Genomic DNA, 20,650 nt, shown 5'->3' with positions numbered 1-20,650 from the left:
CTGGTCGATGAAAAAAAGCACCACCATTCCATTAACGCCATTACAGAACCAGGGGCGCTATCTGCCCGCCTATAAACGCCGCTATCACATGATGGCGAAACCCAGCGGCTCCACCTGCAACCTGGACTGTCAATACTGTTTTTATCTGCATAAAGAGCAGCTTTTACATCAGCCGCACGACAAAGGAATGAGCGACGAGGTACTGGAGAATTTCATTCGTCAGTACATCCAAAGCCAGGACGGCGAAGAGATTATTTTCTCCTGGCAGGGCGGCGAGCCAACCCTGATGGGACTGGAGTTTTTCGAAAAGGTCGTTGAGCTGCAAAAGAAATATCAGCCGAAGCACCAGCGCATTGAGAACGATCTGCAGACCAATGGCGTGCTGATTAACGATAAGTGGGCCGCCTTCTTGAAGGCGCATAACTTCCTGGTCGGGGTATCGATCGATGGCCCGCGCGAGATCCACGATCGCTTCCGCGTGACGCGCAGCGGCAAGCCGACCTTCGATAAGGTTATGGAAGGGATCGCGGCACTGAAGCGCCACGGCGTGCCGTTCAACGCACTGGCAGTCGTTAACCGGGTGAATGCCCGTTTCCCGCGCGAGGTATATCGTTTTCTTACCCGTGAACTCGGCGCCACCTATATCCAGTTTACGCCCTGCGTAGAGGCCGCCGAGTTTAAAACCACCGCGCCGCAGTTCTGGCGCGAAGAGACGATCCCCATCACCGGCAGCCGCCGGGCGAAACCGGGGGATCTGGATTCAATCGTCACTGACTGGTCGGTGGATCCGGACGATTGGGGGCATTTTCTGACCGAAGCTTTTGATGAGTGGGTGACCTGTGATCTGGGCCGCGTGCAGGTAAATTTGTTCGAAACCGCCGTGGTACAGACTATGGGGCTTCCATCCCAGTTATGCATCACCGCGCCGTTTTGCGGCAAGGCGCTGGCGATTGAGAAAAACGGCGACGTCTACTCCTGCGATCACTACGTCTACCCGGAATATAAGCTTGGCAATATTAAGGCGCATAAGCTGGCGCATATGGTCTTTTCCGAGCGGCAGAAAGTGTTTGGCATGGGCAAGAAAGAGACGCTGCCCGCCTACTGCAAAAGCTGCCCGCATCTGAATTTATGCTGGGGCGAATGCCCGAAAAACCGCATCGTGCGCGCCCCGGACGGCGAAGAAGGGCTCAATTATTTGTGTCCTGGCTTTCGCCATTTTTACGCGACGGTTAAACCGACGCTTGAGAAGATTGCCGCCATGCTGAAGTAGGTCTGGTTTTTGGCGGTGGAATAAGAAGGAAAAACAATGAAAAAAACAGTACTGCTCAGCATGCTGCTATTGAGCTTCACCAGCGCGGCAGCCACCGATATGCTGCCGGCATGGAAAGATACCCCTGCTAAACAGGCGATTGAGCAATGGGTGCAGGGGGCGACGCGTGAAGGCGGGGCGGACTTTATTCCGCTGGATAAGCGCTACGTGGTTTTTGATAATGACGGCACCCTGTGGCCGGAAGCGCCGCTGACTTTCCAACTACAGTTCGCGGTGGATGAAGTGAAACGGCTGGCGCCCGACCATCCGGAGTGGAAAAAGGATCCGCTGGTGGCGGCGGTACTGAACAACGATTTGAAAACGGTAGCGGCGGGCGGCGAAAAAGGGTTGCTCAAGCTGCTGGCGTTAACCCATAGCGGCATGACCACCGAAGAGTTTAGTCAGCGGGTCAGCGCATGGTTTGACAGCCATCAGGATAAACGTACCGGCTGTCGCTACGACCAGTTGGGATATCAGCCGATGCGCCAGTTGCTGGACTATCTGCGCGCCAATGGTTTTAAAACGTGGATCGTTTCAGGCGGCGGGATTGATTTTATGCGGGTGGTATCGGAAAAAATGTACGATATCCCGCCGGAGCAGGTTATCGGTTCGTTCGCGCTCAGCGAGTTTAGTCTGACGGACGATGGCACCGAGCTTCGCAAGACGATGAAAGGCGCATTTAATGATGATGCCGCGGCCAAGCCGGTGGCGATCCACCTGTTTATGGGGCAGCGCCCGGTTGCGGCTTTCGGCAACAGCGATGGCGATCTGGCGATGCTGCAGTACACCGCTGCCAACCCAAACTATAAAACCTTCGAGCTGCTGGTACACCATACCGATGCGGCGCGGGAGTATGCCTACGACAGCCATCCTTCCGCCAGCGGCAAGCTGGTGAAAGGATTGACAGAGGCGAAACAGAAGGGCTGGACGGTTGTCGATATGCAGCAGGACTGGAAGACGATATACGACCCGGCGCAGTGTCAGGCGAAATAAAAAACGCCGCCGGGCAGTCTGGTAGCCCGGATAAGGCGCAACGCGCCGCCTCCGGGAAAATCCCTGGTGGCGACGGGCCGCCCTCTGTGCGCTCCCTGCGCCACGGAAAATTGCCTAAGGGGCCAGCGGCGGCAACGGCTGCGGCTGCCAGAAACGCCGCCAGCGTCGACTAATGCCGAGAAGCGTTCGATAACACCAGCGGCGGCCAAACCATCCGCCTCCGACCGCGGCGGCGGCAATCACTATCCACATCAGGCTCTGCCAGGTGACCATTCCCGTGGTACCGCGCAGCGCTTGCTCCGCGCCGCCCTGTCGCGCCGCGGCGACGTTCAACGTTTCTCCCGCCAGCTTTGCCGTTTGCCATTGATGATTAACGGTATCCCACCAGCGCAAGCTAATCGGTGGTAGCGTCAGCGTGCCGCTATGGCTGGGCAGATAACGCAGCCGCTCCACCCGATGAGCGCCTATGATATCGCCGCGCTCGCTTTTTAATGCCTCACTGACCGGCGCCAGACGCTGGCTTTCGCTACCGTTAATGGCGTACAGCAGCGGTGGAATTTGCCCCGGTAGCGCATCCCGCGCCTCGACGGTCACGATACGGTCAACGACATCACCAACCCGCAGCGTGGCGTCTTTCCCCGCGTGGTACTGTTGAATTTGCTGGCTGAGCGTCAGCTGGCTGGCCGGTAAAAAATGGTCCGCCTGAGTGGTATTGGCCGGCCAGTTTACCGGGCGTTCCAGCGCCGGAAGATGTACCGTGACCGGCGCCTGATTGGCGGAGGTCGCGGTAATGTCGATCGCCGGCAGGCGCAGCACGCCCTGCTGCCAGGCGCTGACCTGACGTTCAAGGCGAATGCCGCTCCAGACGATCCCGTTCTTTTTGCGCGTCACCAGCTGTGAAGGCAACGCGGTATTCAGAAGTTCGCCGTTTTTGACGGCAAACTCGGGCCACTGCGGCGGCGGGTTAAACCAGCTATCGGTCCACCAGGTGATCGCCACCCGAACCGGCTGGCCGGGGACGATCTGCGCCGGCGCTTCCAGTTCACGGGTGATATCCATCGCCGCATGCGCCGGAAGCGTGGCAACCAGCAGAAAAAGTAGCGCTTTGTTCATGGTGCGGTATCTCCTGAGCCGTTGCGATACAGGCTTTTCAGTAGCCCGGTAGGCGAAACATCCAGCGCATCAAACCATTGATTAACCTGCGGACTCTCCCCGGCAATAGCGCCGATTTGCTGCTGATCGATGCCCTGGTTTTTCTGCAGGTCGTGGACCAGCTTATCTGGGCCGTCGTCCATCGCATCGCCCTGCGCCTGTTGGCGCTCGCGCTCTTGCTGGCGAATGCCCATCACAATCTGCGAGATTTTATCGCGATTTTGCAGCGCCATGGACCAGTCAGGATGTAGGTAGAGGGCGCGATCGTAGCTGTCGAGCGCCTGCTGCCACTGCTTTTGCTGAGCATAGCTGTTGCCCAGCCACAGCAAGGTTTCCGCGGTTGGCGGCGCGGCGCGAAACGCGCTGGCGGCGGCAGGATAGTCGCCCGCCCGATACCAGGCGATACCTTGCCATAACGGATCGCGATAATGCCCGGCGGCAGCGGCGTAGTCGCCGCGGCGAAAGGCGTGCTGCCCCTGAATATCGGGGCGAACCCAGGCATCGAGCCAGGCGGCATCGCTGTGCGGCGACCACAGCAGCGCGGGAAATAGTAGCGCTACCATCAGTAACTGGCGTCGCCAGAACAGCAGCAGGAACAGCATCGGCGCGATCAGCAGGTAGCCGCTGTTTTTCCAGTGCAGATCCTCGCGGGCGTTATTTTGCTGAGTCACCGATTGTTGAATGTGGCTGGCGATGATCGGCAGATCGTCGCCATCATCGCTGGCCAGCGTCACCGGGATCCCGGCGTCGCGCAACTGGCGGAAACGATCGACGTTCAGCCGGGTATCGATGCCGAGGCTGGCATACTTATCCGGCAGCGTTCCACCCGCGGCGGTGCCGGGTACCCAAATTTGCAGCGGTAGATGTTGCCCTTTCAGCCAGGTGACATCGGCAGGCGACAGGGTATCGGCAACGAGGATTAGGCTACGCGGGCTGTCTTTGTCTGTAGGCAGATTTTTTAACGCCAGTGCGACGGCCTGCGGCAGGGCGGAACCGCTACCTTCCGGCAGCAAAGAGGGCGACTGGGCGTTGAGAAATAGCTGATAAAACTGCGGATCCTGGGTTAACGGCGTGGTGAGAAAGGCCTGGCTACTGTAGACCACCAGACCGAAATGCGAACCGGGCTGCTGTTGCATCAGCGCGGCGATTTTATGCTGCATGCGCTGATGACGCGAGGGGGGAAGATCCTGGGCATACATCGCCAGATCCTGCTGCAGAATCACCATCACGTTGCTTTGCGGCGTCAGCGCCGCCGGGAGTTCGCGCTGCCAGCTTGGGCCCGCCAGTTCGATGACACCGAGTGTGAGTAGCCACGGCAGCAGCCGGGTTAACCTGCGACGGCGTTGAATAATCAACGCGCGAAAAGGTTTATCCATTAGCGTTGACCAGGCGGAAGCGCCGTAGCCAGGAAGCCAGGCCACCAGCAGACACAGCAGCAGCGCGGTTAAGCGCCACGGATAGAGGAAGTGAAAATCGCTCATGCCATTTTCTCCCTGAGGACACGGCCGCAGGCGGCCAGCAGTAGCAATAGCAGCGCGACGGCGAGCGGCCACGGATAGAGCGGCTGATGCCAGGACCAGCCGAGGCTTTTGACCTGCGCCGGAGTGAGGGCGTCGATTTGTTGCCAGACGCTATCCAGCGCGCTGCCGGAATGCGCGGCGGTCCAGCTCTGGCCGCCGGTGGTTTTCGCGATGCGCTGCAGTAGCGGCAAATCGACTTTGTCTTTGCTGGTATCGCTGAGGTCGCCGAAGGCGATGGTATGAACCCGGACATGGTGGTCGGCAGCAAGCTTTGCCGCCAGTTCAGGCGACAGCTGCGAAGCGGTATCATTGCCGTCGGTGAGTAAAATCGCCAGCTTATCGGCCTGCTTATCGGGGCCATTATCCAGCACCTTAACCGCCACGCCCAGCGCATCGCCGATAGCGGTTTGCTGGCCAATCATGCCCGGCGCCAGCTGATTGATGCGCGTTTGCAGCGCCTGTTTATCTTCGCTTATCGGGGCGAAGGGCCAGGCTTTGCTGGCGAAGATGACCATGCCGATGCGGTCGGATTGGCGGGCGGCGACAAACTTGCGCACCGATTGCTGTACCGCCTGCAGGCGCGTATTACCGCCCTGGACGTCATTTTTCGCCATTGACCCGGAGACATCGAGGATCAGCACGATGTCGCGCATCGGCCTGGTAATATATTGTGGCGGCGTCAGGTATTCCGGCCGCGCCAGCGCGCAAACCAGCAGTGACCAGATAAGCCAGAACAGCACGGCGCTGGCCCCATTTCCGCGTTTTGGCCGGGTATCGAGCTGTAGCGCGTCAATGAGTGAGGGTAAAAACGGTACCCGCACGCGCTCGTCGGTGGTTTTTGCCGGTAGCGGGAGAAAACGAGTGAGCAGCGGCAGTGCCAGCAGTAGCGCGGCCCAGGGCCAGGCGAAATCAATGTGGGCGAGCCATTCAGACATGTGGAAGCTCCTTTAGCCACTGCGCCAGCTGAGCGCGAAGCCGCGCCGTCTGCTGGTCGTTCAGGGCGTTGTCGGCCCGGCAGTAGCGGGCGATGAGCTGGTTGCGCAGGTCAGCATCCAGCGTCAACGACACCAGCACGGCTTCCGGCGCCAGCGTTTGGCTAACGGTTTGGCGCGGCTGGTGGACCAGCTGCACGCGTTTAATCAGCTGCATCCAGCTATCGACGGTATGCGGATGATTGAGCGCCAGCAGCGCTTCTCGTCGCCAGCGGTTGCGCCGCCAGCGGGCGTAGCGGATAAGCAGGAACAGCGCCGCCAGGCCTACGGCAATCGCGAGCAGAATCAGCCAGCCGATTGGTAGCGGAAACCAGCTGGGGGCGGGGGGCAGCGCGGGCGTTAGTAGCTCCGGCACCGCATAGCCTTTCTCAAACATTTAAAGCCCTTTTTGTAACTGGCGCAGCAGGTCCTGAGTTACCGTCAGATGATTAACCCGAATACCCAACTGGTTGAGTTGCTGCTGCTGACGCGCCAGCCGACCGATGATGTGTTGACGAATATCGGCGCTGAGCGCGGAGGTGAGGGTGACGCTGGCGCTGCGCCCGCCGTAGCAGGCGGCCAGCGTGCCGGAGCGCGGCAGGCGAAGGTGTAAGTCGTCGAACAGCACAAATGCGCTGACCTCGCAGCGACGGCGCAGATGCGCCAGCATGGCCTTCGCTTGGGCGTCGAGATCGTGAAAATCGCTGAGGATAGCGACCCAGGCGCCGCGTGGAATCGCGCTGGCGGCGCGTTGTAACGCCTGCGCTAGCGTCTGCGTGCGCTCAGGTTCGTGAGGATATTGCTGCGCCAGTAGCTGGTTGTAATGCGTCAGATTATCCAGCAGCGCTGGCAGCGTGCGCCGTGGCGCGCTGCATGGTTGCAGCGCCAGCGTGGTATCGTTAAACACCAGGCTGCCGAGACGATCGCCATCATGATGGCTACGCCAGGCCAGTAGCGCGGCGGTTTTGGCCGCGGCGCTCGCTTTAGTTTGCCCGCGGGTGGCGAAATGCATATCTAATCGTTGGTCGACCAGCAAAAAGACCGGGCGTTCGCGCTCTTCATTGTACTGGCGCACCCACGGCGTACGCAGACGGGCGGTCGTCTGCCAGTCGATCATGCGTACGTCGTCGCCGGGTTGATAACGACGCAGGCTGTCGAAGTTGAGCCCACGGCCCTGCTGGCGGGAGGCGCGTTCGCCGGACAGCGCGCCCGGCGGGATCTGCCCCGGCGGGTTAGCCATCAACCGCGCCTGCGGCCCGAGGTCGAGCAGCATCTGGCGATTCACGCAGAGTTCGTTCATTAGATCACCACGGCGTTCAGCAGCATGGTAATCACATCGTCGGCGCTGCAACCATCGGCGCTGGCCTGATAGCTCAGCATCAAGCGGTGGCGCATCACCGCCGGGGCGATAAAACGCACGTCTTCCGGGCGAACCGCGTCACGTCCCGCGAGCCAGGCCTGCGCGCGGGCGCAGCGCTCCAGCGCTAAGGTGCCTCGCGGGCTCAGGCCGTAAGCCAGATAGCTGGCTAACTGCTCGCTGATGTGCTGCGGCTGGCGGGTGGCGTTGACCAGTTCGACTATCCAGGTTTCGATAATCGGCGCGACGTGGATGGCGCTTATCTCCTGCCAGCAGGAGGCGATCTCCTGTTGGCTGAACCGCAGTGATTCCGCTTCCGGCGCGGGGGCGGTTTTTGCCGCTACGCCATATTTCGCCTGTTGCTCGGCGCGAACCAGCTGCATCACCTGCTGCTCATGCTCTTTTGATGGATAGTCGACCTGTACTTTCATCAGAAAGCGGTCGAGCTGGGCTTCCGGTAGCGGCCAGGTGCCTTCCTGGTCGACGGGGTTCTGCGTCGCCAGCACCATAAACACGCCCGGCAGCGGCCAGCTTTTGCCCGCCACGGTGACGTGGCGCTCTTCCATCGCCTCCAGCAGCGCCGACTGCACGCGGGCCGAGGCGCGGTTGATTTCGTCCGCCAGAATCACGTTGCCGAATACCGGTCCCGGGCGAAAACGAAACTGCTCCTCTTCGCGGCTGGCATTTTGCTGATAAATCTCGCTGCCGGTGATATCCGAGGGCAGCAGATCCGGAGTGAACTGGATACGGCGAAACTCGCCGGCGATATGTCGCGCCAGCTCGCGGACGGCGCGGGTCTTCGCCAGCCCCGGCAGCCCTTCGAGCAGGATATGCCCATCGCAGAGCAGGGCAATGAGCAGCATCCGCACAACGTTTTCCTGGCCGAGCACCTGCGCGTTCATGCGCTGCTCCAGCTGTAACATTTTATCGCGAAGGTTCATCGGCTAACTCCTTTAAAATCGCGTTTCACCAGGGTGACGATGCCCGCCAGAATCGGCTCGGCATAGTTGAAAAAGGCTTTAATGCCCGGGCAGAGATAGTTCAGCCCGGCTTCGCCGTCGGCGGTGAGCACCAGACGGTTTTTCGGGCACTCGCCGTGGCAAAGCTTCAGGTAAGGGCACTGCTTGCACTGCTGCGGCAGCGTGTCGCATTTACCCATACCGAAAGCCTGCTGACGTTCGGAGAAAGCCATTCGCGCCAGGCTGTTATCGGTAATATTGCCGATTTGATATTCGGGATAGACATAGTGGTCGCAGGAGAAAACATCGCCGTTTTTCTCGACCGCGAGCCCTTTGCCGCAAAACTCCGCGGTGGTGCAAATTTGCGCCGGCATGCCCATCATCTGGGCGACGGCGGTTTCGAACAGATTGACCTGGACGCGGCCAAGATCGTTGTTCACCCACTCTTCGAAAGTGGCGATCAGGAAGCGTCCCCAGTCGTCCGGGTCGACCGACCAGTCGGTGACGATGGAGTCTAAATCGCCGGGGCGCGCGCGGCGGCTGCCGACGGTAGGGATGCTGTCATCACGCCAGAAATGGGGCGCGGTCTGGGTAAAGTCCACCGGTTCGACGCAGGGGTTAAACTGCACGTAGGTCGCCCCCAGTTCGCGGGTAACAAAGCGGTAAACCTCTAATGGGAAACGGGCGTTGGTACGGTTGACGGTCACCAGCGCATTGAATGGTACGCCGTGGCGCTTCAGGGCGTCGACGCCGGCCATCACTTTATCAAACGTCGGTTTGCCGCTGCGGGTGATGCGATAACGGTCGTGCAGCTCTCGCGGGCCGTCAATCGACAGGCCGACAAGGAAATGATTCGCTTTGAGGAATTCAGCCCAGGCATCGTTAATCAGGATACCGTTGGTTTGCAGATCGTTTTCGATCCGCTGGCCGGGCTTTTTATATTGCTGCTGGAATTTCACCACTTTGTGGAAAAACTCCAGTCCCATCAGGGTCGGTTCGCCGCCCTGCCAGGAGAAGACCACCTGTTCGCCATCCTGTCCATCGATGTACTGGCGGATAAAGTTTTCCAGCGTTTCATCGCTCATATAGCTGCGCTTTTCCTGCTGGAGTAAGTGTTCTTTGTGCAGGTAAAAGCAGTAGCTACAATCGAGATTACAGGCGGAGCCGGTGGGTTTCGCCATCACATGAAAGCGACGTTGGTAGGCGGGGCCGTTACCCGCGTACTTTTCTGCCGAAGGTAATGCGTTAACAGGCACGGTGGTGCTGTGTTTCATAAATAACTCCCGGATTAGTCAGGTCGAGGGTAAGGCGAGGAGAAAAACAGGGCGGCGAACCGCCCTGGAGTTGATAACAGGGTTATTTGTGCGCGCCCTGGTCAAGCATCGCGCTGACATCGGAGACGGTGAAGGAGCCCGGCTTCTGACGCGGCGGGAATTCTTTAAACGTCGCCAGCATATCTTTTGCCGACTTCTGCGCGCCGCCCAGCAGGAACAGACGATCGTAGAACCAGGTGTCGTAGCCCATGCCGTCGGAACCTTTCTCCAGCGGATCGACTTTCAGATCGAAGATCAGCGGGGTACGCAGTTTGGTGAACGGATAGCGCCACAGATCGAGACCAGTGTGTTCCTGGATCATAAAGTGGATCTTCCAGCGGCCCTGACGCATCGCCAGCAGATCGCCGTCATCGCTCCAGTAGAAGAATTCGTTACGCTGGTCTTTCCCTTTGCCCTGCAGGAAGTCGAGCTGGTTATAGCCATCAAGGTGAACCTTGTAGGTGATGGACGGCGTTTTATAACCTTTCAGCATCTCTTGCTTGATGTTGCTGTCGCCGGCAGCGGCAACCAGCGTCGGGAACCAGTCGTAGCTGGCGAACATATCGTTCACCACGGTGCCCGGTTTGATGTGGCCCGGCCATTTGATCATCGCCGGTACGCGGAAGCCGCCTTCCCAGCCGGTGTTTTTCTCACCGCGGAACGGGGTTTCGCCTGCGTCTGGCCAGGTGGCGGTCATCGGGCCGTTATCGGTGGTGTAGATAACGATGGTGTTATCTTCGATGCCGAGATCTTTAATTTTCTGCAGCACCTGGCCGACGATTTTATCGTGCTCAACCATGCCATCGGCATAGGTTCCCAGCCCGGTGACGCCAACGCTGTCGTCTTTGAGGTGGGTTTTATTGTGCATACGGGTGGTGTTGAACCAGGTAAAGAATGGTTTACCGGCTTTCACCTGGCGCGCCATAAAGTCGTTGTTGGCGGCCAGGGTTTCTTCATCCACGGTGCCCATACGCTTCACGGTCAGCGGACCGGTATCTTCAATCTTGCCGTCAGCGGTACTCTTGATCACGCCGCGCGGGCCAAACTGTTTGCGGAAGTTGGGATCTTTCGGGTAATCCGGATTTTCCGGCTCTTCTTCGGCATTCAGGTGATAGAGATTGCCAAGGAACTCATCGAAACCATGTGCAGTCGGCAGGAATTCATCGCGATCGCCAAGGTGGTTTTTACCAAACTGCCCGGTGGCGTAACCCAGTTGTTTGAGGACGTTGGCGATGGTCGGATCTTCTTTCTGCAGACCCTGCGGCGCTCCCGGCATCCCGACTTTACTCATCCCGGTACGGAACGGCATCTGGCCGGTAATGAAGGCGGAACGACCCGCGGTGGAGCTCTGCTCGGCGTAGTAGGAGGTAAACTTCGCGCCCTGGGCGGCGATGCTGTCGATGTTTGGCGTCTGGTAGCCCATCAGACCCTGATTGTAGGTGCTCAGGTTCAGGTAGCCGATATCATCGCCAAAGATAACTACGATGTTAGGCTTTTTAGCATCCTGCTTCGGCGCTGCGGCGTCGGCTGCGTGAGCAACGGTCACCGCGCCGGAAGCTAATGTCAGCATACTGGCCAACATTGTTCTCTTAAAGGGAATATTTTTAAACATAGCTCGCTATCCTTTTATTTTTCCGGGTTTTTAAATGATCTGGAAAAATAGGTTGTTAACGAAGCGTCTAATTTATTTTTAAATTAGCAAGGATGTTTTCGGTTAAAAATAAATTAGACGCTTCAATGGGCAAGAAAACGTTAAACGGTTCTCGTCGGTGTTGGTATTTTATTTAGACGTATCGGTCGATACGAGAGTGGAGTCTCTAAACGGACTGAAATAAATGGCAGGATGAACTAAAAATGCTATCTTTAATTGACAGGGTTAACTTTGCCAGATTATTTTTATGCATATTTAAATAAATAGGCATTAATGAGGCAACATGAAAACGACTTATTCCGATGTTATTGATCAATATAACCATGTTGTCGCCAGCGATCTTGAGTTGATTCAACCGCTGATCTCGGCAAATCAGCCACGAATCATCAAAGATAACGGTGTGTTTAAAATAGAACCCGGCGAAGTGGTTATTGTTGTTGAAGGCATTATTGCGATAGAGGTGGAATACAACGCGGGCTTTGGTTCCGCGAGTAAACGCGGCGCGCGGAGTAAAACGCTGGACATGCTGCAGATCGGTAAGGGGATCCGCGGTATGATCTTTGGCATTATTGAAAGCTATGGTCCAGCGTTATCGCTAAAATATACGGCGAAGAAAAATGTCAAAATAGTGACCTGCGGTAAGGAAGCGTTTGAACACTATTTTATTCAACGCGATCGGTTTGCTTATCTGATGGAAATCATGGCATTTCAGCTATCGCTGATTATTGATGCGCATCACGAAAAGAATTTACCTTCACGCTATGATACGATTAAATCAATGATCTACCGTTACAAAAAACAGCAGGATGCGGGAGTATTACATGATAGAAGCCTGGCTAGCTTTATTCTGAAAAGAACCAAAATGTCGCGTAGCTACCTTTTCAAAATTCTTGCTGAGCTTAAAGAAGGGGGATATATCAAAATGGAGAACGGTGAACTGATCGATATTGCGCACGAACTGCCGGAGAAATTTTAACCTCCTGTGACTGGGCGCGAACGTCATTTCAGTGGCGCAGAGGCCGTCTAACAGATCCTGGGATTACTTTACTCTTTATTACGCTTGCCCGCTGGGCGACGAATCATGTTTGCCGAAGCCAGTTGCCGTGCGGAATCTAGCCCGTCGTGTTTCTCTTACCGCGATGAGAATGGGGAGATAGTTGCTCTACAATGACCGTTTGTAGGTTTGATTTTATTTGTGGTTATATCTAAAATGCAGTTAATTATTCTGTCATAAATTCATCCTGCTAGTGAAATAAACCATTGTTTTTTCGTTTTAAGGGATACGATTTTGCTGAGAAGGGAGGCTTCTTTGTGTTCAATGGTGCAGCGCGCTCTGACGTAAACAATTTCGTTAATATAGAAAAGGGAAGGCGCGGTAGAAAGAGTCAGCCGTTTATCTCTTTCTCCAAAAATGGGGGGCATGTCAGGATCGCAGCTTTCATTGCTCGTCACGGAGAACATGTTGATATTCAAATAGATTATTCCACCAGAACCATCAGGGTTAAGAAGGTGGAACATCACGGCGTGCGTATTAACGTCGGCGGCGTCTTTACTCGTAAGGTACTGGTGAAGCAGTTTCTGTTTGGCGAGAAGAAGACCATCCGTGTCGATCTCACCCAACAGGACGATGGCTGGTTTTATGGCGACTTGCCGGTAGAGTTCACGGCCAATTGCGCATAGTGCGTTATTGCCTGAATTAGCCATTATCCAGTTATGTTGATACAGAGATAGTGGATAATGGCTTTTTTATATCAATGAGATATAAATACGAGTCATTATAGTTTCGTATTAAAAATTTATTTTTAAGTAAATAAGTACCATTAAATCCTATTAAATAATAGTTATTTCCAATGATATCTTTGCAATAATTAAGGGAAAATAGAGACTCAAAAAAGGAAACGATAATTAATGGAACATTTACTCAGACATTGTGAACAGGTTGCCGTTGGCCCCTATAGCCGCGATGCCCGGGCGCTGGCGCATGAAGTGATCGATACCATTTCGGCGGGCGTTCCGCCGGAGCAACTGATTCTCCCCTGGATGTCGGTTAAAGAGGGGCTGCCCGACGCCAATAGCGGGCGCTACGTGTGCGCTTATACACCCGCGAAATCTCAGGACCGCCGCTATCAGCTGGTCTCCGCTGCCATGTTCCGCACCGTTTGTCGGGACGCCACCCACTGGTTTTATATGTGGGAAGCGCTGTGATGGTGGGGGTGTGGGGGGATTTGTAGTGGTTTATGCTTCAATGCATAGATTATTTTACTAGTACAGTGAATCAAACTTTAACAACGTCAATATAAAAATATTTGGTAGTTAAATCATTCGCACCGCTAAATCCTTATATAATAAATATACTATTGAGATAGTCGTTAGGGAGCAGGATTGGACTGTGGTTTTTTTTTATACAAGTTGTTGAGGGGAAGCATGATCGAAATAATAAGTGATAAGAAAATATTAAGAATCTCCGCATTTGAAAGAGAAAATACACCTAATGCACCTGCTTATGATTGGATAAAAACCTACGTCGAATATCACCTCCCTGAATTGAATGTACAATATCAAGCTTCTTTCAACGTTGGTGAACTTTCCGAACTGAAAGATAAACTTATCGCGTTACATACCCACTTAATAAATGAAAATGCCCATACCGATGTTATTTTTGAAAGCACCGAAAATCAGCTAAATCTGGTATTTACACCATCATCTTTTGGCCATGGAGCACTTATGTCGTTAACGTTGAGGCCAGAAAACCCGGCTGAAAGCGTAGTGATCAGTGATTGTTTGGGGCTTGATGAAAGCTATTTTCCCGCGCTCATTGCTGGTCTGGAAGAGATCATCAATTTACAAAGATGATGCATTAGAGTATTGATAAGTCAGATATTTAATTAGAAGCCGCCAGGATGCTACTCTATGAAATCTGCTCTTGCTAATCTATGCCAATCCATCGGGATTCAGTCCGCGAGTCTGCTGGAAGCTATCACAACCTGCCTTTGTTCTATCGCCGCGCTGGGTAGCCTTTTTGTGCTTGAAGGCTGGGGCATGAAGATGGTTGGCTTTGTCGGGTTTATGGCGCTGGCTTACGTGGTAGCCTGGATAGTGGATATAGTAAAAGGCGAAAAGTAGAGCCAATCATTTTGATTCATTACTCAGATTCTTGAGATTTGGACGGATTGGACTTATCACTATCAGAGGATCTTTTTTGCCGGAGGGTGTGAGCACATGTAAGAGGGGCTGCCAGATAAAAAATCAGCCATTTGTGCATAGCTCACATTTGAACAATTAAATGGATAAACCTTTTGATACTTAAGCAAAATATAGTCCATATTATAGCCTTGTACCGAACGTGGATATTTTAAGGATAAGAATATGTCAGCAGTAATTGATAAAGCACTGGATTTTATTAATGGCATGAACACGTCATCTTCAGCACCGCACACCATGGATGAAAGTACGGCTAAAGGCATTTTCAAGTATCTTAACGAGTTAGGCGCACCGGCCAGCGCAGCTGATGTATATGCCCGGGGCACTCAAGAGGGCTGGGATCCTGAATTTACTAAAACGTTAGCGGGATGGGCGGAACGAATTGAGTCCGGCGAGCGTATAGTTATTAAGAATCCTGAGTACTTTTCTTCATACATGCGCGAGGAGCTGCGGGCGCTGGTATAAGGCAGTTCTGCTCAATTTGAGCATCAGCTTTACAGGCGCGTTTGTACTCCGCAGTACTTGCATGCCGTTTCCTGTCGGTATCCTGGAAAAGACTAAGGGCTTACGAGTAATCGTAAGCCATTGATATTTGGTGGCCCCTGTTGGGCTTGAACCAACGACCAAGCGATTATGAGTTCCTGTCATAACAACAGAAAATCAATTATTTATGTTTAAAAACAATTTGTTATGTAGTCATGGATTATCACTGATTGTTTTGATTCTTCATTTCAATCGCCATTTTATCGACACTCATTTACAGCGAAGCTTAACCTTCTAAGATTAAGGAAGACTTTTAAGCGCAGACATCCTGTATCCCACTGTTGACCAAGCAATTTAGATCAACGATTATGTAAACTTAAGTTGCTATATACAAGCTAGGGGACATGATGGTTAACGATGGATCAAATTCTTTTGATGCTGCAGCGAATTCGCTAGCGAAAGCAATTGAGCGCTTCGGACAACCCAGTAATAAGAATAACAGAACAGGGGCATTTGTGCCGCCGCCAATTCCTTCGCCCCCACCATTACCTGTTCCTCCCCCTCTAGTTATGCGTGAGGCAGAAAGCTTGTGGTTCAATCAGAAAGACATTGTTTTGGATGGTTGGCGCTTTACATCTTGTCGATTTGATAAGTGCCGTCTTATCCTTAATTCTCAACATTTTGAACTCTTGAATTGTTTTATTGATTCTGAAACATCTATTTATTATAAAAATAATACTTTAAGCATCATTCAGCTGTTCAATAGCAGATTTGGGGTACATCCATTTGTTCCACCAGAGTTTAATGCAATTAAGAATAACGATGGAACAATCAGCATAGTGAGATAAAAATGGCCCCTAAAAATGATGCTACAGTGCCATTTAGCGCGAATGCTGCTGTAAATGTAGATGCTAAAAAAAGCCAGTCAGTGATAGTTATTCTCGGTATCATTACAGGAATTTTATGTGTGATTGGTAGTTTTTTGATTTATGTGGATAAGTCTTTGTTTTGGGTTCCGTTTCTAGCGGCGGCAGTCTCATTGTTTGCATGTGTTTGTCTTGCCCTTTTAACGCACAGAAATACCGATCTTGCGGGAGCCCATCCCACAGTGATTGAAGTCACTGGTGCCGGTGTATTTAAGTTTGTGACAGACCCGAGAGTTGAGGTTGCTTCAAAAAGCATAGCGCCATTAGTAACAATTTTGGCAAACATGCACTCCCTCCCACAAGCTAGTGGATTACTGGACGAGAATCTAAATCCAATACCAAATACAGAAGCCGAGGCAGTTGCTAAAGTTGAGATAATTAATACCGCAGCACAGGAGGCATGCGCGGATGCTCTGAGCAGTCTGAGTCCACTTCCAACCCCTGAACATATTGCTGTACCTTTCGCCGATATTCAGGAAAGTGAAATTAGCTTGCTAACACCCCAAAAATTCACTCCTTCGTAATCATCAAGGTAAGGTTTCTTTTCTTGATTGGTTTTTAGGGAAGAGTGTCTGCTAGAGGGTTTAGTTTCACTGTATCCTCTAAATGGTTAGGGGCAAAGTGCGCATAGCGCATCGTCATCTTAATGTCAGTATGTCCAAGCACACATGTAGTGTAAGCACACCTGTTTTAGTTCTACGCACTTTTTGAGAGTTCCGTTTTTCTGACCCTGGCCCAAAATCAGTGCAGTGCTAAATCAGAGATCTTCGTCTTTCTGGAGACTTCGGATAAATTCAGCCGGAGTCATGTCATTTAGTGATGAATGCGTCCTCTCATGATTATATTCCCTGCGCCACTTGTCGAGTTTGTCCTGCGCATCTTCCAGTGACAGGAACCAGTGAATGTTCAGACATTCGTCCCGCAGGCTGCCGTTAAATGACTCAATAAACGGGTTATCGGTCGGTTTCCCGGGACGGGAGAAGTCTATCGTGACACCGTGCTCATACGCCCATTTATCCAGACTTTTCGAGATGAACTCGCTGCCGTTATCCGTCTGGATACGTACCGGCAGGCGTTTATCCAGCACCCGTAATGCTTCCACTATGCTGACCACATCCTCGCCTTTCAGCGATTTTCCGGCATGGATCGCCAGACACTCCCGACTAAAATTATCCACTACAGTCAGCGCCCGAAAACGCCGCCCGTTAAACAGACTATCCGACACGAAATCCATACTCCAGCACTGCTCGATATGCGTCAGGGCCGGGCGCTGCTGGCGGCGTGCGGCACTGACATGCCTGCGGGGGCGCTTTCTGCGCAAATTCAGGCCTTCCAGACAATAAATCCGGTGTGTTTTCTTGTGGTTAATCTGCCAGCCTTCCCGCCGCAACTGGATATGAATACGCGGGCAACCGTACCGTATCCGGGTTTCCGCTATTTCCCGGATACGCAGGGTTATCGCCCGATCGTCACGCCGGCTCTGCCAGTGGTAGACAGTTCTGCTCTGCATCAGCAACCCGCATCCCCGGCGGACACTGATACGATAGGCCTCCTGCAGAAAATGCACCGCCTGGCGCTTCTGAGCCGGCCTCAGAACTTTTGTTTCAGTACCTCCTGCAGCATCTCTTTGTCCAGACTCAGGTCTGCCACCAGTTTCTTCAGCCGCTGATTTTCATCCTCCAGTTGCCGCAGACGGCGCAGTTCCGTTACGCCCAGACCGGCGAATTTCTTCTTCCAGTTGTAAAACGTGGCCTCAGAAATGCCCATCTTTCTGCAGACTTCCTCGACGCGGGTGCCGGTTTCGGCCTGTTTCAGCGCAAACGCGATCTGTTCTTCGGTATAACGGGTCTTTTTCATGGCGATGTGCCTCTCTTTGAGATGGAAGAAAGACCGGAGACTTCAGTTTAGCCTGGTACTGTTTTCAGGGAGGAGATCATTAGACATGTGAGCCCCGTAGGTGTGATAGCTAGTATTTAGTGCTAGCGGGGTTAAAAAAGTAATTTAGAGTGCTAATTTGTATATGAAATTTTACTAGAAAAACATTTTTCATTATTCCTCTAGATAGATTTACATCATGAAATTGAGAGCTAAATCTCATCTTTTGTATGGTTTTTTATCCAGTCTTAAAAAAATAACCATTACTACTCAATAGGATAATGTGATGTTCTTTTTTTTGCTTTTTATTTCAATGATTTTATCCTTTTCAAAGGGCGGAGGATGCAATATACTGATGTCCTCAGAAAAAGGAATCCTCCCATTTCACATGTTAAGGAGCCACACTCTCAGGTGTGGCTTTTCTCTTTTTAGCGCTCACCATAGTTACGCTGAGCTGATTGAAGTGCCTTATTGAGATTTTCATCAAAAGCATATTGTGCTTCTGCTAATGGATTTGAACGCCATTCTTTTGGTAGTAACCGTTTATTTGCTTCTTCAAATAAAGAACTATAAAGTGTTGTCATATAATTATAGAAAATCGATGCTCTTTCCTTTCTGAAACTTAGTCTTTTAATTACATCATTTGATGAGTTCACTATTAGTCTCTCAAAGTTCTTTAATTCTTCCCAGATCTTTTCATCGGCTATAAATGTGTCCATCATGGTGCATTCAATATATGTGAAATTGCTTATTAGCTCTTTTGTTATATACCCTCCTAATCTTGTTGGGTAATAACTTGATTTAAATTCTGGAACGTCGTGCCCAGCGGTGCTGATAAATCTTAATGTGCACAAGTCTTTTAATACACTTAGAGTGTCATCATCACCAATGCCAATTTTTCTTAAGTTTTTACGAATGTCTATTCCGTCTATGTATTGGAATGCAGGATCTGCACTATATTGTACCAGTGCCGTAAGTACAAAAAGTCGTAGTAATTGTAAGTTTGTTTTTCCTTTTCGAGAGTCGAAAGGATTTCCGACTAAAGAATATGCCTCAGAATACACGGCCTGATTTCCTAACAAAATTGCTCGTAGGGCTTCGTGTTTTGGTAATACATACGTTCCATGTTCTTTGTAAACCCTCATGGCTTTTCCGGGGTTAGTATATCCATGCTCGATGAATTCGCGAGTCATTCTTAAAGCATTGCGTATATCACCAGCAGCTAGCACTTCTAATAAATTACCAATTTCAGTCCCTAATACTGAACTTTGTAGTAGGCTGATTAGATCAGCCTTATTATCTACATGGAAACGCATTCCATTATCAGACTCGAAATCACCATCTTCTCCCTCTAACATATTTTTTGCCAAAAAAAATCTTTTTGACAGTACGGCTTCAACCTTTGGAGGTTCAATTAATATTGGATCGAAGTCGAACGCGTTAAATGCTGCGGAATTTCTGTGCTCCACATAGGTGGAACTTCGAAGAGAAATAACTAAATTACATTTTAATCTTTGGGAGAATGCTACGCAGTCAGTAAAGATTTGTGATTGCGCTTCTTCATTAAGTTGATCAACGTTATCTACGACTAAGAAAACTGAGGTGTTTTTAGCCGCATAACTTATTAGCTGGTCTGCATATGGCTTAACTTTTTCGTAGTCAGAGCTAAGCTTGTGAGTGATTAGTTCATTTATTCTTTGTTCGTCTTTGGAAATCAAAAATGCCGGGCCTTTTACAATTGATGCTATTTCTTCCTTGTAGGCATTTTGTATGCATAATTCATAATTGCTAAAGAAATCGTCGTTGATTATGTAATTTTTGATGGTGTTGTAAATATAATCAATTGGAGTGATGTCATTTGTATATTGTAGAAAATCAACTTTTATCCAATGTGGATATGGTTTGTCAGGGGATTTAGTGAAAAAATCAACTGCTGAAACGTTTCTTGTATAATGAAGGAATGTTGTTTTTCCTGCGCCAACAGTTCCTAAAATAACAATCGCTAAAGGCTTGGCGTTTCTTTTTGCGCGCATCAAAGAATCTTTAAAAGCATTCGCATCCCTTCTTTGCATTGGTCTGATAGGCGTTGTGTTAAACAGATGCTGACTTTTTGATATGTGCATGTTCACACGCCTATCAAATTTCATCCTGTCAGGTGTATTAACATAACACCTTTCAAATAAATCTGAATCTATCTCAGTTATAGTGTCTGAAAATGATGTTATTATAGCTTCTTCTACCAAAGGATATATTGGGTTTTTGGCATCGTATGAAGCGCTTTTGCGAGTGGTGTTTTTTAATCTTCGCTCTTCTATTTGGTCTTCTCTGTTGCCAAGTAATGTTACTTCTAAACTAGAATTGATTACTGCTTTTCTCGATAATAGATCATAGAATTCAGTATAGTCATCTTTCAGAGCGCTTTGGAGATTGTTAAACACAATTGCATAAGATGAGTTGAATGCAATTTGATCTGTTCTGTTTGCAGGAAATATAATCCATTGCTCTCCATTTGTTACTACGGCAAACTGTATGCTAAGTTTTCTGCAATAATCACGAGCTTGGATTACTGCATCCCCAAAGGCCCCTTCAAGATTGTTATTATTTAGTTTTAGACGTCGATCGAATTGCTTTGTATGAAATGCTTCACCTATTTTTTTAGCCTCAACTATGAATGCAGTGCTTGCAGTTCTGATTACATAATCTGCAAATGTAGTGTGACCATCCTCGCTCACTCTAGGCTCGACATTTACATCATCCTTTGTCCATTTCAAAACATCAAATAAAATACTATCGATGATTTTAAGTCGGGTTTCAGCCTCGTTTGCAGAAGCAAGTGAAAGCTTATTAGCGTCCTGGATGATTTTATTTAATATATCCATGCTTGAATTTTCCTCCAAAATGGTCTGCATGCGAGTGGTGCATGCAAATGCATTCGTTTGA

At 51.1% G+C, this 20,650-nt stretch carries 21 protein-coding genes and 1 pseudogene; 10 read left to right on the top strand and 12 right to left on the bottom strand.

Features of this window, described 5'->3' with window-relative positions; translation table 11 throughout:
• The first annotated feature begins 7 nt into the window (after positions 1-7).
• Both EAE_RS03885 and EAE_RS03880 read left to right on the top strand, forming a co-directional pair.
• Positions 8-1,270 carry an anaerobic sulfatase maturase gene (locus EAE_RS03885; protein ID WP_015369608.1) on the top strand — a complete coding sequence of 421 codons (1,263 nt, stop codon included), beginning with the start codon at positions 8-10 and terminating at the stop codon, positions 1,268-1,270.
• Positions 1,271-1,306: 36 nt separating this feature from the next.
• On the top strand, positions 1,307-2,302 hold the full coding sequence (locus EAE_RS03880) for an HAD family hydrolase (protein ID WP_015369609.1): 996 nt from the start codon (positions 1,307-1,309) through the stop codon (positions 2,300-2,302).
• A 114-nt stretch (positions 2,303-2,416) separates the two neighbouring features.
• Here EAE_RS03880 and EAE_RS03875 read toward each other — a convergent pair whose 3' ends face one another.
• The 8 genes from EAE_RS03875 to EAE_RS03840 all read right to left on the bottom strand — a co-directional run bounded on the left by EAE_RS03875 (position 2,417) and on the right by EAE_RS03840 (position 11,186).
• Entirely contained in the window at positions 2,417-3,415 is a 999-nt protein-coding gene (locus EAE_RS03875; protein ID WP_015703544.1) for a BatD family protein, read from the bottom strand.
• Positions 3,412-4,935, bottom strand: a complete 1,524-nt coding sequence (locus EAE_RS03870; RefSeq protein ID WP_015703543.1) for a VWA domain-containing protein — start codon at positions 4,933-4,935, stop codon at positions 3,412-3,414. The genes EAE_RS03875 and EAE_RS03870 overlap by 4 nt, the downstream gene beginning before the upstream one ends.
• On the bottom strand, positions 4,932-5,909 hold the full coding sequence (locus EAE_RS03865; RefSeq protein WP_015703542.1) for a VWA domain-containing protein: 978 nt from the start codon (positions 5,907-5,909) through the stop codon (positions 4,932-4,934). The genes EAE_RS03870 and EAE_RS03865 overlap by 4 nt, the downstream gene beginning before the upstream one ends.
• Positions 5,902-6,342, bottom strand: a complete 441-nt coding sequence (locus EAE_RS03860) for a DUF4381 family protein (protein WP_015703541.1) — start codon at positions 6,340-6,342, stop codon at positions 5,902-5,904. The genes EAE_RS03865 and EAE_RS03860 overlap by 8 nt, the downstream gene beginning before the upstream one ends.
• Entirely contained in the window at positions 6,343-7,245 is a 903-nt protein-coding gene (locus EAE_RS03855; RefSeq protein ID WP_015703540.1) for a DUF58 domain-containing protein, read from the bottom strand.
• Positions 7,245-8,243 (bottom strand): AAA family ATPase, encoded by a 999-nt coding sequence (locus EAE_RS03850; protein ID WP_015703539.1) that lies wholly within the window; start codon positions 8,241-8,243, stop codon positions 7,245-7,247. Before EAE_RS03850 ends, EAE_RS03855 begins: the two co-directional genes overlap by 1 nt.
• The gene (locus EAE_RS03845) at positions 8,240-9,535 is read right to left on the bottom strand and encodes an anaerobic sulfatase maturase (protein ID WP_015703538.1); all 1,296 of its coding nucleotides are present in this window, start codon (positions 9,533-9,535) and stop codon (positions 8,240-8,242) included. The genes EAE_RS03850 and EAE_RS03845 overlap by 4 nt, the downstream gene beginning before the upstream one ends.
• An 82-nt stretch (positions 9,536-9,617) precedes the next feature.
• Complete coding sequence (locus EAE_RS03840; RefSeq protein WP_015703537.1) at positions 9,618-11,186, bottom strand: arylsulfatase; 1,569 nt, start codon at positions 11,184-11,186, stop codon at positions 9,618-9,620.
• A gap of 322 nt (positions 11,187-11,508) precedes the next feature.
• Here EAE_RS03840 and EAE_RS03835 point away from each other — a divergent pair, with 322 nt between their 5' ends.
• A complete protein-coding gene (locus EAE_RS03835; RefSeq protein ID WP_015703536.1) occupies positions 11,509-12,201 on the top strand; it encodes a helix-turn-helix domain-containing protein in 693 nt (230 codons plus the stop codon).
• A 260-nt stretch (positions 12,202-12,461) separates the two neighbouring features.
• Here EAE_RS03835 and EAE_RS25190 read toward each other — a convergent pair whose 3' ends face one another.
• Positions 12,462-12,698, bottom strand: a complete 237-nt coding sequence (locus EAE_RS25190) for a hypothetical protein (protein WP_223848493.1) — start codon at positions 12,696-12,698, stop codon at positions 12,462-12,464.
• Positions 12,699-12,734: 36 nt separating this feature from the next.
• On the opposite strand from EAE_RS25190, the gene EAE_RS25185 reads away from it, so the two are divergent.
• From EAE_RS25185 to EAE_RS03800, 7 genes are all read left to right on the top strand, one after another.
• The gene (locus EAE_RS25185) at positions 12,735-12,905 is read left to right on the top strand and encodes a hypothetical protein (RefSeq protein ID WP_015369621.1); all 171 of its coding nucleotides are present in this window, start codon (positions 12,735-12,737) and stop codon (positions 12,903-12,905) included.
• A gap of 228 nt (positions 12,906-13,133) precedes the next feature.
• Entirely contained in the window at positions 13,134-13,430 is a 297-nt protein-coding gene (locus EAE_RS03825; protein WP_015703534.1) for a hypothetical protein, read from the top strand.
• Between the two features lie 219 nt (positions 13,431-13,649).
• Positions 13,650-14,078, top strand: coding sequence for a WapI family immunity protein (locus tag EAE_RS03820; RefSeq protein ID WP_015703533.1), 429 nt, complete (start codon positions 13,650-13,652; stop codon positions 14,076-14,078).
• Between the two features lie 57 nt (positions 14,079-14,135).
• Entirely contained in the window at positions 14,136-14,348 is a 213-nt protein-coding gene (locus tag EAE_RS03815) for a hypothetical protein (protein ID WP_015703532.1), read from the top strand.
• Positions 14,349-14,591: 243 nt separating this feature from the next.
• Positions 14,592-14,891 (top strand): DUF1889 family protein, encoded by a 300-nt coding sequence (locus EAE_RS03810; protein ID WP_015369626.1) that lies wholly within the window; start codon positions 14,592-14,594, stop codon positions 14,889-14,891.
• Positions 14,892-15,313: 422 nt separating this feature from the next.
• On the top strand, positions 15,314-15,757 hold the full coding sequence (locus EAE_RS03805) for a hypothetical protein (RefSeq protein ID WP_162872033.1): 444 nt from the start codon (positions 15,314-15,316) through the stop codon (positions 15,755-15,757).
• A 2-nt stretch (positions 15,758-15,759) separates the two neighbouring features.
• On the top strand, positions 15,760-16,359 hold the full coding sequence (locus EAE_RS03800; protein ID WP_015703530.1) for a hypothetical protein: 600 nt from the start codon (positions 15,760-15,762) through the stop codon (positions 16,357-16,359).
• A gap of 34 nt (positions 16,360-16,393) precedes the next feature.
• On the opposite strand, the pseudogene EAE_RS25180 reads toward EAE_RS03800, so the two are convergent.
• The 3 genes and pseudogenes from EAE_RS25180 to EAE_RS03790 form a co-directional block, all read right to left on the bottom strand.
• Positions 16,394-16,501 (bottom strand): annotated as a pseudogene (locus tag EAE_RS25180) (site-specific integrase); the annotation flags it as partial.
• Positions 16,502-16,592: 91 nt separating this feature from the next.
• A protein-coding gene (locus EAE_RS03795) for an IS3 family transposase (protein ID WP_116289549.1) occupies positions 16,593-17,692 on the bottom strand; the annotation gives its coding sequence in 2 pieces (ribosomal slippage) (positions 16,593-17,437 and positions 17,437-17,692; 1,101 coding nt in all).
• 446 nt (positions 17,693-18,138) lie between these two features.
• Positions 18,139-20,589, bottom strand: coding sequence for a hypothetical protein (locus tag EAE_RS03790; RefSeq protein WP_015703527.1), 2,451 nt, complete (start codon positions 20,587-20,589; stop codon positions 18,139-18,141).
• Between the last annotated feature and the right edge of the window lie 61 nt (positions 20,590-20,650).

Origin of the sequence: Klebsiella aerogenes KCTC 2190 (genome assembly GCF_000215745.1) — a bacterium.
Lineage (GTDB): Bacteria > Pseudomonadota > Gammaproteobacteria > Enterobacterales > Enterobacteriaceae > Klebsiella > Klebsiella aerogenes.
The sequence above is the reverse complement of the archived record's forward strand: the minus strand, read 5'-3'. Positions and strand labels throughout refer to the sequence as shown.

Coding starts and splice junctions, on each gene's coding strand:
- EAE_RS03880 (WP_015369609.1), top strand. CDS start 1,307: ATGAAAAAAACAGTACTGCTCAGCATGCTGCTATTGAGCTTCACCAGC.
- EAE_RS03800 (WP_015703530.1), top strand. CDS start 15,760: ATGGCCCCTAAAAATGATGCTACAGTGCCATTTAGCGCGAATGCTGCT.
- EAE_RS03850 (WP_015703539.1), bottom strand. CDS start 8,243: ATGAACCTTCGCGATAAAATGTTACAGCTGGAGCAGCGCATGAACGCG.
- EAE_RS03820 (WP_015703533.1), top strand. CDS start 13,650: ATGATCGAAATAATAAGTGATAAGAAAATATTAAGAATCTCCGCATTT.
- EAE_RS03835 (WP_015703536.1), top strand. CDS start 11,509: ATGAAAACGACTTATTCCGATGTTATTGATCAATATAACCATGTTGTC.
- EAE_RS03840 (WP_015703537.1), bottom strand. CDS start 11,186: ATGTTTAAAAATATTCCCTTTAAGAGAACAATGTTGGCCAGTATGCTG.
- EAE_RS03860 (WP_015703541.1), bottom strand. CDS start 6,342: ATGTTTGAGAAAGGCTATGCGGTGCCGGAGCTACTAACGCCCGCGCTG.
- EAE_RS03875 (WP_015703544.1), bottom strand. CDS start 3,415: ATGAACAAAGCGCTACTTTTTCTGCTGGTTGCCACGCTTCCGGCGCAT.
- EAE_RS03805 (WP_162872033.1), top strand. CDS start 15,314: ATGATGGTTAACGATGGATCAAATTCTTTTGATGCTGCAGCGAATTCG.
- EAE_RS03825 (WP_015703534.1), top strand. CDS start 13,134: ATGGAACATTTACTCAGACATTGTGAACAGGTTGCCGTTGGCCCCTAT.
- EAE_RS03885 (WP_015369608.1), top strand. CDS start 8: ATGAAAAAAAGCACCACCATTCCATTAACGCCATTACAGAACCAGGGG.
- EAE_RS03855 (WP_015703540.1), bottom strand. CDS start 7,245: ATGAACGAACTCTGCGTGAATCGCCAGATGCTGCTCGACCTCGGGCCG.
- EAE_RS03810 (WP_015369626.1), top strand. CDS start 14,592: ATGTCAGCAGTAATTGATAAAGCACTGGATTTTATTAATGGCATGAAC.
- EAE_RS03865 (WP_015703542.1), bottom strand. CDS start 5,909: ATGTCTGAATGGCTCGCCCACATTGATTTCGCCTGGCCCTGGGCCGCG.
- EAE_RS03870 (WP_015703543.1), bottom strand. CDS start 4,935: ATGAGCGATTTTCACTTCCTCTATCCGTGGCGCTTAACCGCGCTGCTG.
- EAE_RS03815 (WP_015703532.1), top strand. CDS start 14,136: ATGAAATCTGCTCTTGCTAATCTATGCCAATCCATCGGGATTCAGTCC.
- EAE_RS03790 (WP_015703527.1), bottom strand. CDS start 20,589: ATGGATATATTAAATAAAATCATCCAGGACGCTAATAAGCTTTCACTT.
- EAE_RS03845 (WP_015703538.1), bottom strand. CDS start 9,535: ATGAAACACAGCACCACCGTGCCTGTTAACGCATTACCTTCGGCAGAA.